Here is a 14,395-nt window from a genome sequence, read left to right as displayed (position 1 = left end):
AGCCTAAAATTTCTCTTCGATACCCAAACCGAAAAGAGCAAAATCATACTTAACCGGGTCTTGCGGATCAAATTCACGCAGGCGCCCGGTTAATTCAATAGCTGTTTGCCAGTCGGTTTGTTTTCGATCAATCAGTTTCAGTTTACGGGCTACCCTATCCACATGCAGATCGCACGGCATAATCAGATCGGAAGGTCTGATTTTATTCCAGATGCCAAAATCCACTCCGCGATTATCCTTACGCACCATCCAGCGGAGAAACATGTTTAATCGCTTACAAGTTGATTTTTGTGAAGGCGATGATACATGCTTTTTGGTGCGATGCGGATAGTCGGGCAATGAGAAGAAATAGCTTCTGAAATGATTGAGATAGTTTTCAATAGGTTCGCTACTAACATCCGTGTTATGGCCTTTGCGCTCATGCTTCGAGTGCCTCAGCATGACACCATTCTTTTGTGAAGAAGGCATAAATGCGTCTTCCAACGAATCATAATTAGAATAATGATATCTGAAGAACGAGATAAAATAAAGTGTGTCTACATCATTAAAGGTGCGGTGCTTAAAGTGAAGCAGTTTTTTCAGATCAGGTTCTTCGTGGTTAATAATGAAATCATAAGGCGCGCCGTCCATCAGGCTGATAAGCTCCTTGCATTTATTGATGATGGTAATACGCTGCCCCCAGGCTAAAATAGCGGCCCAAAAACCCATGATCTCGATATCCTGTTTGCGGGTAAACAAATGAGGAATTGAAACCGGATCATTTTTTATAAAATCCGGCTGGTTGTATTGTGCTACTTTACTGTCGAGAAAAGCTTTGAGATTTTCGATCATATTATTATTTAGTAGCAGTGGCAGTTGCAGTAGCAGTTAATAAATTAAATCTGAGCTAGAATTTATCATTCCAACTGCTTCTTGAAATGTTTTGGCTATCGGACTATCTTCAGCTTTTTTCATGGTTGAATACAGCTTAAATATCCCATTTTGATTTTTCTTAAAACCGATAAAATGACTCGCCAGTAAAAAATCACAAATGCCGATAAAATCTTCATCAGGTGATTCGGCATATTCTTCTATTATTCTTTGAATAGGCCAGAAATAAAACATGTGCTCTTGCCAATCCAAATCCTGAAAGCCATCAACAATCAAATAGAGGTTTTTAAAATCTGTGGGGAATTTAAAGTTCAGTATATTTTCAGCGTTTTCAATATCTGCAATACTTGCGCCTTGATTCTGCTTAGTTTTAGCCCAATTCCATTTTGAAATAGCTTCTTTGATCCAGGTTTCCATAGTATAAACAAATACTGCCGCTGCAACTGCTACTTACGAAAGCGCTTGTTTCAAATCATCGATGAGGTCATCGATATCCTCCACTCCAACACTCAAGCGCAACAGATTATCTACAACTCCCGCTTTTTCACGTTCTTCTTTGGGGATAGAAGCATGCGTCATGGTTACCGGATGATTGATCAATGACTCTACCCCACCTAATGACTCAGCTAATGAGAATACTTTAAATGAAGAAGCAATCCGGAATGTCTCCTTCAGGTCTGCACCTTTTAGGGTGATCGAAATCATTCCTCCGAAATCGCGCATTTGCTTTTTGGCGATATCATGATTAGGGTGATCGGTGAAGCCCGGCCAGTATATCTTATCTACACGGGGATGTGTTTTTAAAAACTCAGCCACTTTACGACCGTTTTCGCAATGTGCTTTCATGCGGAGGTGCAGGGTTTTGATACCGCGTAGCACCAGGAAGCTATCCATCGGTCCGGGTGTAGCGCCGCAAGCATTATAGATGAACCAAAGCCTTTTGTACAGATCCTCATCATTCATCATTAAAGCGCCCATCACTACATCACTATGCCCGCCAATGTATTTGGTGACTGAGTGCATCACGATAGTAGCACCCACATCCATCGGGTTTTGCAGATATGGTGAAGCAAATGTATTATCTACCACTAACATTAAACCTTTTGTTTTAGTGATTGCCGCTACTTTCTCAATATCAATCACTTGCATAGTTGGATTTGTTGGTGTTTCAATCCAAATCAGCTTGGTATTTTCGTTCACATAATCGTTAATGATCTCAGGCTTAGATAGATCAAGAAAATGAAATTTGATACCGTAGTTAGCAAACACCTTCGTAAAAATCCGGTACGAACCGCCATACAGATCGTTGCCTGTAATGACTTCATCACCAGGTTTTAACAACTTCATCACGGCATCCGTAGCACCCATGCCGCTTGAAAAGGCCAGGCCATACTTAGCATTTTCCAGCGCAGCCAAACAATCTTCCAAAGCCCTACGGGTGGGGTTAGTACCACGAGAATACTCATAACCTTTATTATCCCCCGGTGCTTTTTGCCAGTAGGTTGACGTTTGATAGATCGGGGTCATGATAGCCCCGGTAGTTGGATCGGGCTCCTGCCCTGCGTGTATGGCTTTAGTTGCGAATTTCATTTTTGATAGTTTGAATGTTGTAAAGTTGTAAAGTTGAAAGGTTATTTTTGTCCGGTTTTAGTAACATTCCAACTTTTCAACTTTTCAACCTTACAACAAATTAATACGCCCTTGCAAACAACACCCTCTGCGTTGACGGTTTTCCTGTCAGGATACATTTACCTGCTTCCTGTTTATTGTTTAATGGAATACAACGAATAGTTGCTTTGGTTTCTTCTTTTATGCGTTGCTCGGTTTCCGCAGTACCATCCCAATGGGCTGATAAAAACCCTGGCTCTTCATCAAGCAGGCGTTTAAATTCTTCGTAATTGTCTACCTCTTTGGTATTTTCGGATCTGAAGTTTTGCGCCTTTTGATAAATGTTCTGCTGAATATCTTCCAATAATTGCTCAATTCTGCCAGCTAATCCTTCCTGGGAAACTGTTTCCTTGGTTTTTGTATCGCGACGTGCCAGCTCAACCGTGCCATTCTGCATATCACGACTGCCGATAGCCACACGCACGGGAACACCCTTTAATTCATACTCAGCAAACTTAGCGCCGGGGCGATGCGTATCGCGATTATCGAACTTCACAGAGATATTCTTCGCTTTCAATTCTTTACTCAATGCATTTACATATGCGGTTATATTCTCTAACTCTTCGTCGTGCTTATAAATTGGCACAACTACTACTTGTATAGGCGCTAGTTTTGGAGGCAATACCAAACCTGCATCATCAGAATGCGACATGATTAGCGCGCCGATCAGCCTGGTGGAAACACCCCATGAAGTTGCCCAAACATAATCAAGCTTATTTTCTTTATTGGTGAACTTTACGTCAAAAGCTTTGGCAAAATTCTGTCCCAGGAAGTGGGAAGTACCTGCCTGTAAGGCTTTTCCATCCTGCATTAATGCCTCGATACAATAAGTATCCAATGCACCTGCAAAACGTTCATTTGGTGTTTTACGGCCTCTTACTACAGGTAATGCCAGCCAGTTTTCGGCGAAATCGGCATACACTTCCAGCATTTGTTCGGTCTCTGCAATGGCTTCCTCGGCAGTAGCATGAGCCGTGTGTCCCTCCTGCCATAAGAATTCGCTGGTACGCAGAAATAAGCGTGTACGCATTTCCCATCTTACCACGTTGGCCCATTGGTTTACCAAAATTGGCAGGTCGCGGTAAGACTGTATCCAGCCTTTATAAGTATTCCATATGATGGTTTCTGAAGTTGGACGAACGATCAGTTCTTCTTCCAGTTTTGCTTCTTCATCCACCACAATATTTCCTTCACCATCATTTTTCAGACGGTAGTGGGTAATTACGGCGCACTCTTTCGCAAAGCCTTCTACGTGACTGGCTTCTTTTGAAAAGAATGATTTCGGGATAAATAAAGGGAAATAAGCATTGGTGTGGCCGGTGTCTTTAAACATTTTGTCCAGTACAGCCTGCATTTTTTCCCAAATGGAATAACCGTAGGGCTTAATGATCATACAACCTCTAACCGGCGAATACTCGGCCATATCAGCCTTGATTACCAGGTCGTTATACCATTGCGAATAGTCTTCCTCTTTACTAATGATCCCTTTGCTCATATTATATCTTAGTGAATTTAAATGAACGCCAAATTTATAAATTTAAATGTTACCCTGAACTGATTTTCGCTATACAAACCGATCAGTATTAAATACCCATATTTGTACACATTTTGAAAACGCTGCAGCCACATATCAATTATCAGTTTAAGTCGACCGTATGGCGACTGGAGGTCGATCCGATAACAGACACCCTATTTGCCGAGATAAGGGACAATAGCGATAAAAGAGTTTCGTTTTCAGCGATCAATCTCGAAAACGGTGAGATTTATTTCGACGACCTGCAAACCGAAGAAAGATGGCTGACCGGTATCGAAACCGCCTATGACGGTACTTTGCTGTTGCATAACTATCAGTCTGAAAGCAGCCCCGCTCATAAAGGCTTAATAGCAATTGACAGGAAAACAGGGCAAATGATATGGAGCAATTATACTCATGCATTTGATCATCTGTCAGAAAACGGGCCGGTGATTTATGATACCAGGCTTCAACCACCGCAATTATTGATCACAGATATAAAAACGGGAGCCATTAAAAGACAATATCAACCGTTGATTGATAAGGAGGTTGAAAATTATATTATTTTACCGGAGATAACTCCTATCAAGATCGCATCTTCATTATCGTTACAGTTAAAAACTTTCGGTAATACCATACATTACCTTGACCATAATAATTTCAGAATTGTATCTTTGCACGCGTTTGCAGATGGGACACTGCAGCAGCTTTTGTATATATTTACTACGGATAATAAGATAGTTTATCAAGATTTGTTGAATGATGATATACAAAAGTTGCAACCTGAGTCGTTTCTATTGCGTAAGGATCAGTTGATCTACCTTACCCGCAAATCAAGATTAAAAGTTTTAAACTTAGATACGTTTTAACACTAAAATGAACTTCAAATTATTATTAACCGTCTTCCTATCAGTCTTTTCCATATCAGTTTTTGCACGACCAGTAGCCGATTCAGTAGGGGTAGAAAATCACGACGGGAAAAAGGTTATCCTGCACAAATTGGATCCAAAAGATAATTTCTATTCCATAGGCCGCCGCTACAATGTGAGCCCAAAGGCCATCATGAAATTTAACCCAAATGCAAAAATGTCGATCGGTAATATTATCAAAGTACCTACCGACAGGCCATTTGTAGAGTCAGCACCGGCAGTTGTAAAAACCAATCCGGTTCATCAAAATAAGCCGGTGCAGCAACCGGCAGAGACTAAGCCACAGCAGCAGCAACCTGTACAGCAGCAATCACAAAGTCAACCGGCAAATAATACAACAGATAATAGCGTACCAACTCAATATAAAGTATCCGCTGGAGAAACATTATATGCCATATCCAAACGCTTTAATACCACAGTTGAAGACATTGTTAATCTGAATGGATTAAAATCGAATAGTATTAGTCCCGGCCAGGTATTGCTGGTAAAATCAAATACAGCTGCACCTCAGTCAGTTCCTGCTCAAACCCAAGCTGTTACACAAAATCAGCAGGTTCAAAACCAGCAAACAGAACCTGTAGTTGCCACGCGCGACTCGACTTCACCGGACAGTAGTCACCATATCAACAATGCCAATCGTTTTGGTCTTTATGAGAAGGATGAAAAGGGTGTGGCTACCTGGATGGATGACGATGGCCTCGATCCAAACAAGATGCTGGTATTGCACCGCACTGCTCCTATCGGAACGGTAATAAAAATCACCAATGTAATGACTAATCGTACTACCTTTGCAAAGGTGGTGGGCCGCTTTACCGATAACGAGCAAACCAAAGATGTGATCATTGTGATGACCAAGAACGTTGCAACCGCATTGGGCGCTTTGGATAAACGTTTCCAGGTAAATTTGAGCTACGGTACATCCGAGCCAAACAATTAATTTTCGGGATTTAAGACAGACATGCTTAACCAGGAATCGAAGAATTCGAAGCCATTCATCATGGGTATAGCCGGCGGAAGCGGCTCGGGCAAGACCTTTTTTCTAAACCGTTTTCTTGATCATTTTACCAGCGACGAAATTTGTTTGGTATCGCAGGATGATTACTATTTCCCGGTCGGCCATACCATGACCAAAGAGGAAAATAAGTTGTATAATTTCGACGATCCGAAGACCATTGATCGCGAACATTTTTACGCGGACATCACCAAACTGATCAACGGAGAAACCATCTATAAAAAAGAATACACTTTTAACAATCCGGATGCTGTTCCGAAAATATTAGAGATCAAGCCCGCACCTATTATGATAGTTGAAGGCTTATTTATTTTTCATTTTAAGGAGATCGCTGATCTACTCGACCTGAGAGTATTTATCGAAGCTGATGAAGACGTGGCTCTTTCACGTCGTTTAAAACGCGACCTTGAAGAGCGGGGTTATTCCAATGAGGATGCGATGTATAAATGGGAAAACCATGTGATACCTGCATATAAGGAGTTCCTCCTGCCTTATAGAAATATTTGCGAACGGGTGATCGTAAACAATACCCATATCGCAGACGATATCATCCATGTAACGGAACAGATATCTAAAGAATTAAGAGAAAAAGTACTTTAATTTCGTTTTGTACGCTTCATTTTTTTTTAAGATCAGGTGCTTACGTTCATGCGCGCGCAATCTAAACACACACAAATAACTTATAATCAGTCAAGTACAGTTACAAACCAAACAATGTCATTGAAAGCTTGTAATTATAGATTATAAATCTATGCCAAATAAAATTTCGCTGAAAATTTTATCTTTACAATCAAGTCCCCTTTGTTTATGACGAACCGATTTGACCGTAGCCTCCGGATAGGTTATGGGTTTTCCTTATTGATCGTTTTAACGATCGGCTTTGTGTCCTTTTTAACTCTCCAACGATTGTTAAAGAGTAACCAGGCCGTGTCTCATAGCGGAGAGGTTATGCAGAAGCTGGAGAAAGTGCTTTCTGTGATGAAGGATGCTGAAACAGGTCAGCGGGGCTATCTGCTTACGGGCCGTGCTAATTTCCTGGAGCCTTATAACGGTGCTTATCGTGACGCGTTGATCCTAACCGATGAACTGGCTAAACTTACGGCCGGCAATCAGCCACAACAAATTAATATCGCTTCCATACGCAATATACTGCACCAGCGCATGGATATCCTGCAGAAACTTATTGATAAAAAGCAAGGTGGACAAACGATATCATCAGAAGACCTTGACACCGGTAAATCAGCAATGGATGCCTTACGTCAAGCAGTGGCAAAAGCAGAGGCCGATGAACAATTACTCCTGGCTGCGAGAACCGGAAGGCTAAACAGTTATGTAACAATTGTACCCGTTTTTATTGTTCTGGTGGTATTGGTTGCTTTGGCAATTATAGCCTACTCTTATCGGAATGTGATATCGGATATCCGTATAAAAGATCGTCTGAGAGCTGAATTGGAAGCTCGGGAACAGGAAACCGGGGCATTGAATGAAGAGCTTACAGCATCCAATGAGGAGGTTACTGCAGCTAATGAAGAGGTCACTGCATCCAATGAAGAACTGACCAGCATTAATGAAGAATTGACCAAAGCCCGTGAGGAGTTACAAAGTGCCAATGAAACGCTCGAGAGAAAGGTTGAGGAGCGGACGAAAGCTCTTGCTCACAGTGAAGAAGAAACCCAGACGCTAAATGAAGAGTTAACAGCCACCAACGAAGAACTGGCATCTGCAAACGAAGAACTGGCTGCGGCTAACGAGGAACTGCAAACTACCAACGAAGAACTGGCTGAAAATGAACGGCGGCTTCAACAATTGCTGCAGGAAGTAATGCTGGCCGAGGAACGCAGCGCCAAACTTGCCGCCATCGTTGAGTCATCCGACGATGCCATTATTGGTAAAACACTAGAGGGTATAGTTACAAGCTGGAACCGTGGCGCAGAGCATACATTTGGCTATACGGAGCAGGAAATGATAGGAGAGTCAATCTTAAAGCTGATACCACAAGATCGTCAATATGAGGAACCGATAATTCTGGGCCGTTTACAAAAAGGTGAACGTATTGACCATTACGAAACCATCCGCCAGAAGAAAGATGGAACGCTAATCAATGTGTCGCTGACCATTTCGCCGATACACAATAAGGCCGGGAATATTATAGGCGTTTCAAAGATCGCCCGCGATATTACCGAGCAAAAACGCGACGAGCAACGAAAAAGCGATTTTATCGGGATGGCCAGTCATGAGCTCAAAACGCCGTTAACTTCTCTGACTGCGCTGATACAGGTGCTTCAGCAAAAAGTAAAGGAAAATGATCAGCAATTTATGAGTAATGCGCTTGCCAAAGCGAATTTGCAAACTAAAAAGATGGCCGGTTTAATCAACGGTTTCCTCAATGTGTCCCGGCTGGAGTCTGGCAAATTATTGATCGAACAGCACCCGTTTGAACTCAATACATTAATCAGCGAAATGATTGAGGAAATACGCCTTAGCGTTAGCAGTCATACATTTATATTTGAACCCGTTGGTGAACTGACGGTAGATGCCGACCGGGAAAAGATCGGTTCTGTTTTGTCAAACCTGCTTTCTAATGCAGTTAAATACTCACCAGGGGCTAAATTTGTAACTGTTAAATGTACAAGGGGACCCGAAGAGGCGACTGTAAGCGTGCACGACGAAGGGATAGGCATCAACCCGCAGGATCTGGAACGACTGTTCGACCGCTATTACCGCGTACAAAGTGAGCACACGAAACACATATCCGGGTTCGGCGTTGGGCTATACCTGAGTGCCGAAATTATAGAACGTCACGGCGGTGCTATATGGGCCGAAAGTGAAAAAGATAAAGGTTCTACTTTTTATTTTACATTGCCTCTGGCTTGATTTAAGTCGAAAGTCTTTAGTCAAAAGTCTGAAGTCTATTGCAGGGAGTTAAATAACCATCTCTGGTACTTCACCCTCAATTATCAATTTACCTGCTGTAGCTGCTTTTATTTCTTCAACATTCACTCCGGGAGCGCGTTCCAATAATTTAAAACCGCCTTCGGGAAGTACTTGCAGTACACCCATTTCTGTTACGATTTTTTTTACACAGTTAATGCCTGTAAGCGGAAGGGTGCATTTAGGTAATAGTTTAGACTCACCAGCCTTGTTCACATGCTGCATCGCCACGATAATGTTTTCTGCAGATGCTACCAGATCCATCGCGCCGCCCATCCCCTTTACCATCTTTCCGGGAATTTTCCAACTGGCGATATCCCCGTTTTCTGATACTTCCATCGCCCCCAAAATGGTCAGGTTGACTTTTTTAGCCCTGATCATCCCAAAACTCATCGCCGAATCAAAAATAGCAGAGCCTGGCAAAATGGTGATGGTTTGTTTACCCGCATTGATCGAATCGGGATCTTCTTCTCCTTCAAAAGGAAACGGTCCGATACCCAATAACCCGTTTTCGGATTGTAGCACGACATCCATCCCTTTTGGAATATAATTGGCTACCAGGGTTGGTATACCTATGCCGAGGTTAACATAGTAACCATCTTTTATTTCTTTTGCGATACGTTTTGCTATTCCTTCTTTATCAAGCATTATCTTTTTTCCTTACCGTACGTTGTTCAATCCGTTTCTCATAATTCTCTCCCTTAAAAATCCGATGAACATAAATCCCCGGAGTATGAACATGATCGGGGTCTATTTCACCGGCCTCGACCAATTCCTCTACTTCAGCAATAGTCACTTTACCAGCCATAGCCATTACGGGGTTAAAATTCCGTGCCGTCGAACGATATACCAGGTTACCCATCGTGTCCCCTTTCCAGGCTTTTACAATGGCGAAATCAGCATCAAAGGCCATCTCCATCAGGTAATCTTTACCGTTAAAGTTTCTTACTTCTTTTCCCACCGCTACTTCAGTACCAATACCTGCAGGCGTAAAAATGGCAGGCATGCCGTAACCGGCAGCCATGCAACGTGTGGCCAGTGTACCCTGAGGAATGAGTTCAACTTCCAACTCACCGCTTAATAATTGTCGCTCGAACTCGGCATTTTCACCTACATAAGAGGAGATCATCTTTTTAACCTGGCGCTGCTTTAACAACAAGCCTATACCAAAATCATCAACACCTGCATTATTGGAAATACAAGTCAGGTTTTTCACACCCTTTTTAACCAGGGCTGCAATACATTTTTCGGGTAACCCGCACAAACCAAACCCACCGAGCATAAGGGTCATGCCATCCCGGATATCACGGACAGCTTCGTCAGCACTGCTAACAACTTTTAACACGATTTTTAAATTTAATAGATTTATAATAGATGTTGCCCGTAGAGGCTATCATTACAAATAACGCAATTTCGATGCAGATTCAGAACACGATTTTTAGATTTATATGATTTACGAGATCAAAAATTATCATCTTTTCAATCCTACAAATCCAACAATCGTGTCACCACTTAATATTCTGATCAATAAAGGCTATCAGATCATCGGCCATGGCCTGCTGTTCTTTTTTGCTGGGATGCCCGGGTGTGTTTTTATAAGGAAAAATGTGCACGAATATCTTCTTATCTCCAATCTGGTCGACTGCTTTTTTGATATATCCCGGCCATGGTGCGCCTTCTTTTACGGCGTCCATACTGCCTAATGCGCAAATGATCTGTGCCTTGGGATACTTACTTCTTATAGTTTTTACAAAATCTTTGTAGGCCTTTACACATTGCTCGTCAGTTGGCGGCTTCGTACCGAATCTTGCTTTAAACTGGTCGTTATCAGGCAACTTAACGATCCAATTGTCATTCTGAAAAAGATTGATTACTACCAGGTCGGGTGTATATTTAGAAAAATCCCACCTGCTTTCAGCATCTGTAGCATCCAACCGGTAATACATTTCGGGCATGATCAACGGTGCCCAGCTTACCATTATCCCAATGCCGCTTCGAGAGGTATTATGTAATTCTGCATCAAAGTGACGGGCGGTAATAGAAGCGTAGCTTAAATAAGCGTTCTCATATGGAGCCGTCCCTCTATCCTGCCCTGTTGTATCTTCATTGGCATATCCACAAGTGATTGAATTTCCAAAGAACTCCATCTTACGCTTTTGTTGCGACGGCGGCAATAATATACTCGCATTTTTATCAAGCTCGAACCCATAAAACCAGGTTTTGCCCATCGCCCATTCGCTGCGCTTGAATAATTCAATGGTATGATTGCCTGCTGGAAGACCTGTGACCAGGGTATATTGCTTTTGAATGCTATCAGGCTGAAGAACAGAGATCACCTTACCATCGAGGATCACATTCCAGTAATCGTTGCCGTGTTCATCTCTCAGGGTCGCTTTTATGAAAGCTCCCTTGAAATTCATTTTGATGGAAGATGCTGACCATGAAAGCTCGGCTGCCTCATCCGTCATTGCAATGCGCCCCGAATAACGAATGTGCATATCATGGCTTTTAACAACTATATTTTGTGCATATACAAGGGAAGCCAGCAGCTGCAGCACAAATAAAAAGTACAACTTTCTCATGTTCAGGTTGTATTCAGGTTATTTCAAATATACATATGTTATTCCATCCCCGCCCCTGTCGGCATGCTCATCCTCCATCCTGTCAACCGCATCGTATTTTTTCAGGTAACCGCGAATTAATTTACGCAATATTCCGTCACCTTTACCATGTATGATCTTTAAATTATTGAAACCCATCATCAATGCCCGGTCGAGCATTTTTTCGATGTCATATAAAGCTTCCTCGCCACGTTTTCCACGCACATCAATCTCGGGGCTAAAGCTGGCATAATCATTAGTCTGCCCGCTGAAGCTTCTTCTAAGTTCTTTCGGAACTTCTTTTTTGCTGATTCTTTGTACCCGGTTCTTTTTAGCCACCGTCCGCAGGTCTCCAATAGCAATGATCAGATTGTCTTTATTGATCTCCATAATCTGACCCGTAGTTTCAGAATCATTCAGCTTTACCCAATCACCCGGCTTCAATTCTTCAGATACAGCAGGTTTGGCAACTTCGAGTTTAACAGTATTCTTCTGTAACTCCTGATTAAGTTTTTCGCGCAATTGCCGCGTTTTCTCCTTATCAGCCCTACTGCTTTTGATATCGGCAATGGTATTTTCAACCAGTTTATTAGCATTCAGAATGATGTTCTTGGCCTCCTGTTTGGCGTCCCGGATAAGTGCTTTTTTATTTTCCTCGAGGTAGCTTTTCAACTTTTCATTTTCTGAAAGGAGTTCGTTTACACGTTTCTGCTGCCTTTCCAGCTTAACTTTAGTATCGAATATTTCCTTTTTCTCGCGCTCCAGGTCAACTAATAAAGTATCAACCTTTTTCTGGTTAACGCCAATCTTGTTTTTTGCCAGATTTAGCACCTGTTGCGGCAAGCCAATTTTTTGGGCGATCTCAAAAGCATAAGAGCTGCCAGGCTTCCCTACTTCCAGTATATAAAGCGGACGCATCTCCACATTATCAAACAGCATGGAGGCGTTTTCTATGCCTTCGGTATTACTCGCAAAAACCTTTAGGTTTGAATAGTGTGTAGTAATCACCCCCCTCACCTTTTTATGGTTAAGTGTTTCCAGAACAGCCTCGGCAATCGGGCCGCCAAATTGGGGATCAGTACCTGTACCAAACTCGTCAATCAGTACAAGGGTTTTGCCATTAGCCATCTCCACAAAATCCTTCATTTTGGATAGATGTGCACTGTATGTACTCAGGTCACTTTCTATTGATTGATCGTCACCGATATCGACAAATATTTGCTTAAACACCCCCACTACGCTGTTGTCTGCTGCGGGAATTAATAAGCCTGCCTGAGCCATCATCTGCAGCAGTCCTACTGTTTTCATGCAAACAGATTTACCGCCTGCATTTGGCCCTGATACTACTACAATACGGGTGCCCTCGTCAACGTTGACGTTAAGCGGCACAACTGTTTTCTTTTCTGCTTTAAAACTCAGGTATAGTAGTGGGTGCCTCGCATTGATTAATTTTATTTTCGCCTCGTTCACCACTTCAGGCATCGAAGCCTCAATATCGATAGCAAATAAAGCCTTAGCACGAACGAAATCCAGCTTGGTTAACAGGCTGTGATATGATAACAATAACGGCACGTAGGGCCTTAGTTCATCGGTCAAAGCAGTAAGTATCTTTACTATTTCACGGCGACGTTCAAACTCAAGATCACGGATGCGGTTATTCAGCGTAAATACTTCTTCCGGTTCAATATAAACAGTTTGCCCAGATGAAGATTCATCATGAATAAAACCTTTGAGCTTACGTTTATTTTCAGCTAGCAAAGGAATGCACAAGCGGCCATCACGAATAGTTAATGATCCATCTGCGGTCCAGCCGTTGGCTGCTGCATTTTTAAATATCTGGTCTATCTTTTTACGGGCCTCCTGTTCAGCTTTTGCTATAGATGAGAAAAGTTCAGCTAGCTCGCGCGAAGCATTCGGTTTGATCTTACCTTTCTGATCGATCACCTGTTCGATCTTTTTAATGATCGATCTTTCTATCGGCAAATGTTCAAATAAAGCCTCCAGGTTAGGATACTGTCCTTCCCGGTCATTAAAATAGGCGATCACAGCAAAGACTGTTGCCAATGATGCCTGCACCTGGTAGAACTCTTCCTCTGTTAAAAATGCACCTTCAATTTTGACTTTATTGGCAAGGGATTTTATATCGAAAAAATGATGAATTGGCAATGCCTCATCATTTTCCAGTATGTTTTTAAATTCGCTGGCCTGGCTCAGAAACTTGTGGATCTGATCATAATTATTCATCACCTGTATCCGGTCAACCATTTGCTGACCCATCACACTGAGGCAATGCGCTTTAATCAGTTCCTTTATTTCTGTAAAGCCAAGTTTATCTATACTATGGGAGGGAATCAGCATGAGTTCTTTTTCGTGGCTTGATGAATGGTGTAAACCTTTTTTTAATAACCGGCGTTGTTGGCTTTGCCTGCTGTGGTTGTTGCTGAGGCTGAGCCTGTTTTGGTAGCTTATTAAGTGAGTCGGTGCGCCTCTTGTTATCCTTGTTTATCTTATCCAGGTTAAGTTTGTTCACCGAATCACTTTTAGTTTTTATGTTTATCGTGATCTGATCGTAAATAGCCTGTAATTTTTCAGGATTTGAGGCATAATATTGAAAGCTTTTTTTAAACTGAACCGAATCCGTTTGATACTTTCTGAAAACCATCAGATATCTATCCGTCCCGTATTTATACAATGAATCAGGCAACTGCATCACATTGTACATGCTGCCATCCACAATATGGATATCGGTAAGCAGGTTGGTCATTTTAGCTTGCGGAATGATGCCTTCAGGTGTTTTATTACTACTGCAGGCGGCCACGAAAATCAATACTGAGAAAAACAGCTTATTATATTTATGCATTCTGTAATTTAG

The 14,395-nt window shown here is 42.2% G+C and carries 13 protein-coding genes; 4 read left to right on the top strand and 9 right to left on the bottom strand.

Annotated elements, in window-relative coordinates:
• Nucleotides 1–3: 3 nt before the first annotated feature.
• From VIM89_RS20800 to proS, 4 genes are all read right to left on the bottom strand, one after another.
• Nucleotides 4–831: a TIGR02757 family protein gene (locus tag VIM89_RS20800; RefSeq protein WP_488158107.1), complete on the bottom strand. Its 828-nt coding sequence runs from the start codon at nt 829–831 to the stop codon at nt 4–6.
• 36 nt (nt 832–867) lie between these two features.
• Entirely contained in the window at nt 868–1,287 is a 420-nt protein-coding gene (locus tag VIM89_RS20795) for an SMI1/KNR4 family protein (RefSeq protein ID WP_488158106.1), read from the bottom strand.
• A gap of 33 nt (nt 1,288–1,320) precedes the next feature.
• Nucleotides 1,321–2,460 (bottom strand): cystathionine gamma-synthase, encoded by a 1,140-nt coding sequence (locus VIM89_RS20790; protein ID WP_488158105.1) that lies wholly within the window; start codon nt 2,458–2,460, stop codon nt 1,321–1,323.
• A gap of 100 nt (nt 2,461–2,560) precedes the next feature.
• The gene (gene proS, locus VIM89_RS20785; RefSeq protein WP_488158104.1) at nt 2,561–4,033 is read right to left on the bottom strand and encodes a proline--tRNA ligase; all 1,473 of its coding nucleotides are present in this window, start codon (nt 4,031–4,033) and stop codon (nt 2,561–2,563) included.
• Nucleotides 4,034–4,146: 113 nt separating this feature from the next.
• Between proS and VIM89_RS20780 the strand changes: the two genes are divergently transcribed.
• The 4 genes from VIM89_RS20780 to VIM89_RS20765 all read left to right on the top strand — a co-directional run bounded on the left by VIM89_RS20780 (nt 4,147) and on the right by VIM89_RS20765 (nt 8,866).
• Nucleotides 4,147–4,920, top strand: coding sequence for a DUF4905 domain-containing protein (locus VIM89_RS20780; protein WP_488158103.1), 774 nt, complete (start codon nt 4,147–4,149; stop codon nt 4,918–4,920).
• Between the two features lie 7 nt (nt 4,921–4,927).
• Nucleotides 4,928–5,917, top strand: coding sequence for a septal ring lytic transglycosylase RlpA family protein (locus VIM89_RS20775; protein ID WP_488158102.1), 990 nt, complete (start codon nt 4,928–4,930; stop codon nt 5,915–5,917).
• 21 nt (nt 5,918–5,938) lie between these two features.
• The gene (locus VIM89_RS20770) at nt 5,939–6,592 is read left to right on the top strand and encodes a uridine kinase family protein (protein WP_488158101.1); all 654 of its coding nucleotides are present in this window, start codon (nt 5,939–5,941) and stop codon (nt 6,590–6,592) included.
• Between the two features lie 207 nt (nt 6,593–6,799).
• The gene (locus VIM89_RS20765; RefSeq protein ID WP_488158100.1) at nt 6,800–8,866 is read left to right on the top strand and encodes a sensor histidine kinase; all 2,067 of its coding nucleotides are present in this window, start codon (nt 6,800–6,802) and stop codon (nt 8,864–8,866) included.
• A 48-nt stretch (nt 8,867–8,914) separates the two neighbouring features.
• Here the strand turns inward: VIM89_RS20765 and VIM89_RS20760 are convergent, their stop codons facing one another.
• The 5 genes from VIM89_RS20760 to VIM89_RS20740 form a co-directional block, all read right to left on the bottom strand.
• Entirely contained in the window at nt 8,915–9,571 is a 657-nt protein-coding gene (locus VIM89_RS20760; RefSeq protein ID WP_488158099.1) for a 3-oxoacid CoA-transferase subunit B, read from the bottom strand.
• Entirely contained in the window at nt 9,564–10,271 is a 708-nt protein-coding gene (locus VIM89_RS20755) for a CoA transferase subunit A (protein WP_488158161.1), read from the bottom strand. The genes VIM89_RS20760 and VIM89_RS20755 overlap by 8 nt, the downstream gene beginning before the upstream one ends.
• 157 nt (nt 10,272–10,428) lie before the next feature.
• Nucleotides 10,429–11,505: an SGNH/GDSL hydrolase family protein gene (locus VIM89_RS20750; protein ID WP_488158098.1), complete on the bottom strand. Its 1,077-nt coding sequence runs from the start codon at nt 11,503–11,505 to the stop codon at nt 10,429–10,431.
• Nucleotides 11,506–11,523: 18 nt separating this feature from the next.
• Complete coding sequence (locus VIM89_RS20745; RefSeq protein WP_488158097.1) at nt 11,524–13,881, bottom strand: endonuclease MutS2; 2,358 nt, start codon at nt 13,879–13,881, stop codon at nt 11,524–11,526.
• Entirely contained in the window at nt 13,862–14,383 is a 522-nt protein-coding gene (locus VIM89_RS20740) for a DUF4296 domain-containing protein (protein ID WP_488158096.1), read from the bottom strand. Before VIM89_RS20740 ends, VIM89_RS20745 begins: the two co-directional genes overlap by 20 nt.
• Nucleotides 14,384–14,395: the final 12 nt, after the last annotated feature.

It is taken from the genome of Mucilaginibacter sp. (assembly GCF_036568825.1).
Lineage (GTDB): Bacteria > Bacteroidota > Bacteroidia > Sphingobacteriales > Sphingobacteriaceae > Mucilaginibacter.
The sequence above is the reverse complement of the archived record's forward strand: the minus strand, read 5'-3'. Positions and strand labels throughout refer to the sequence as shown.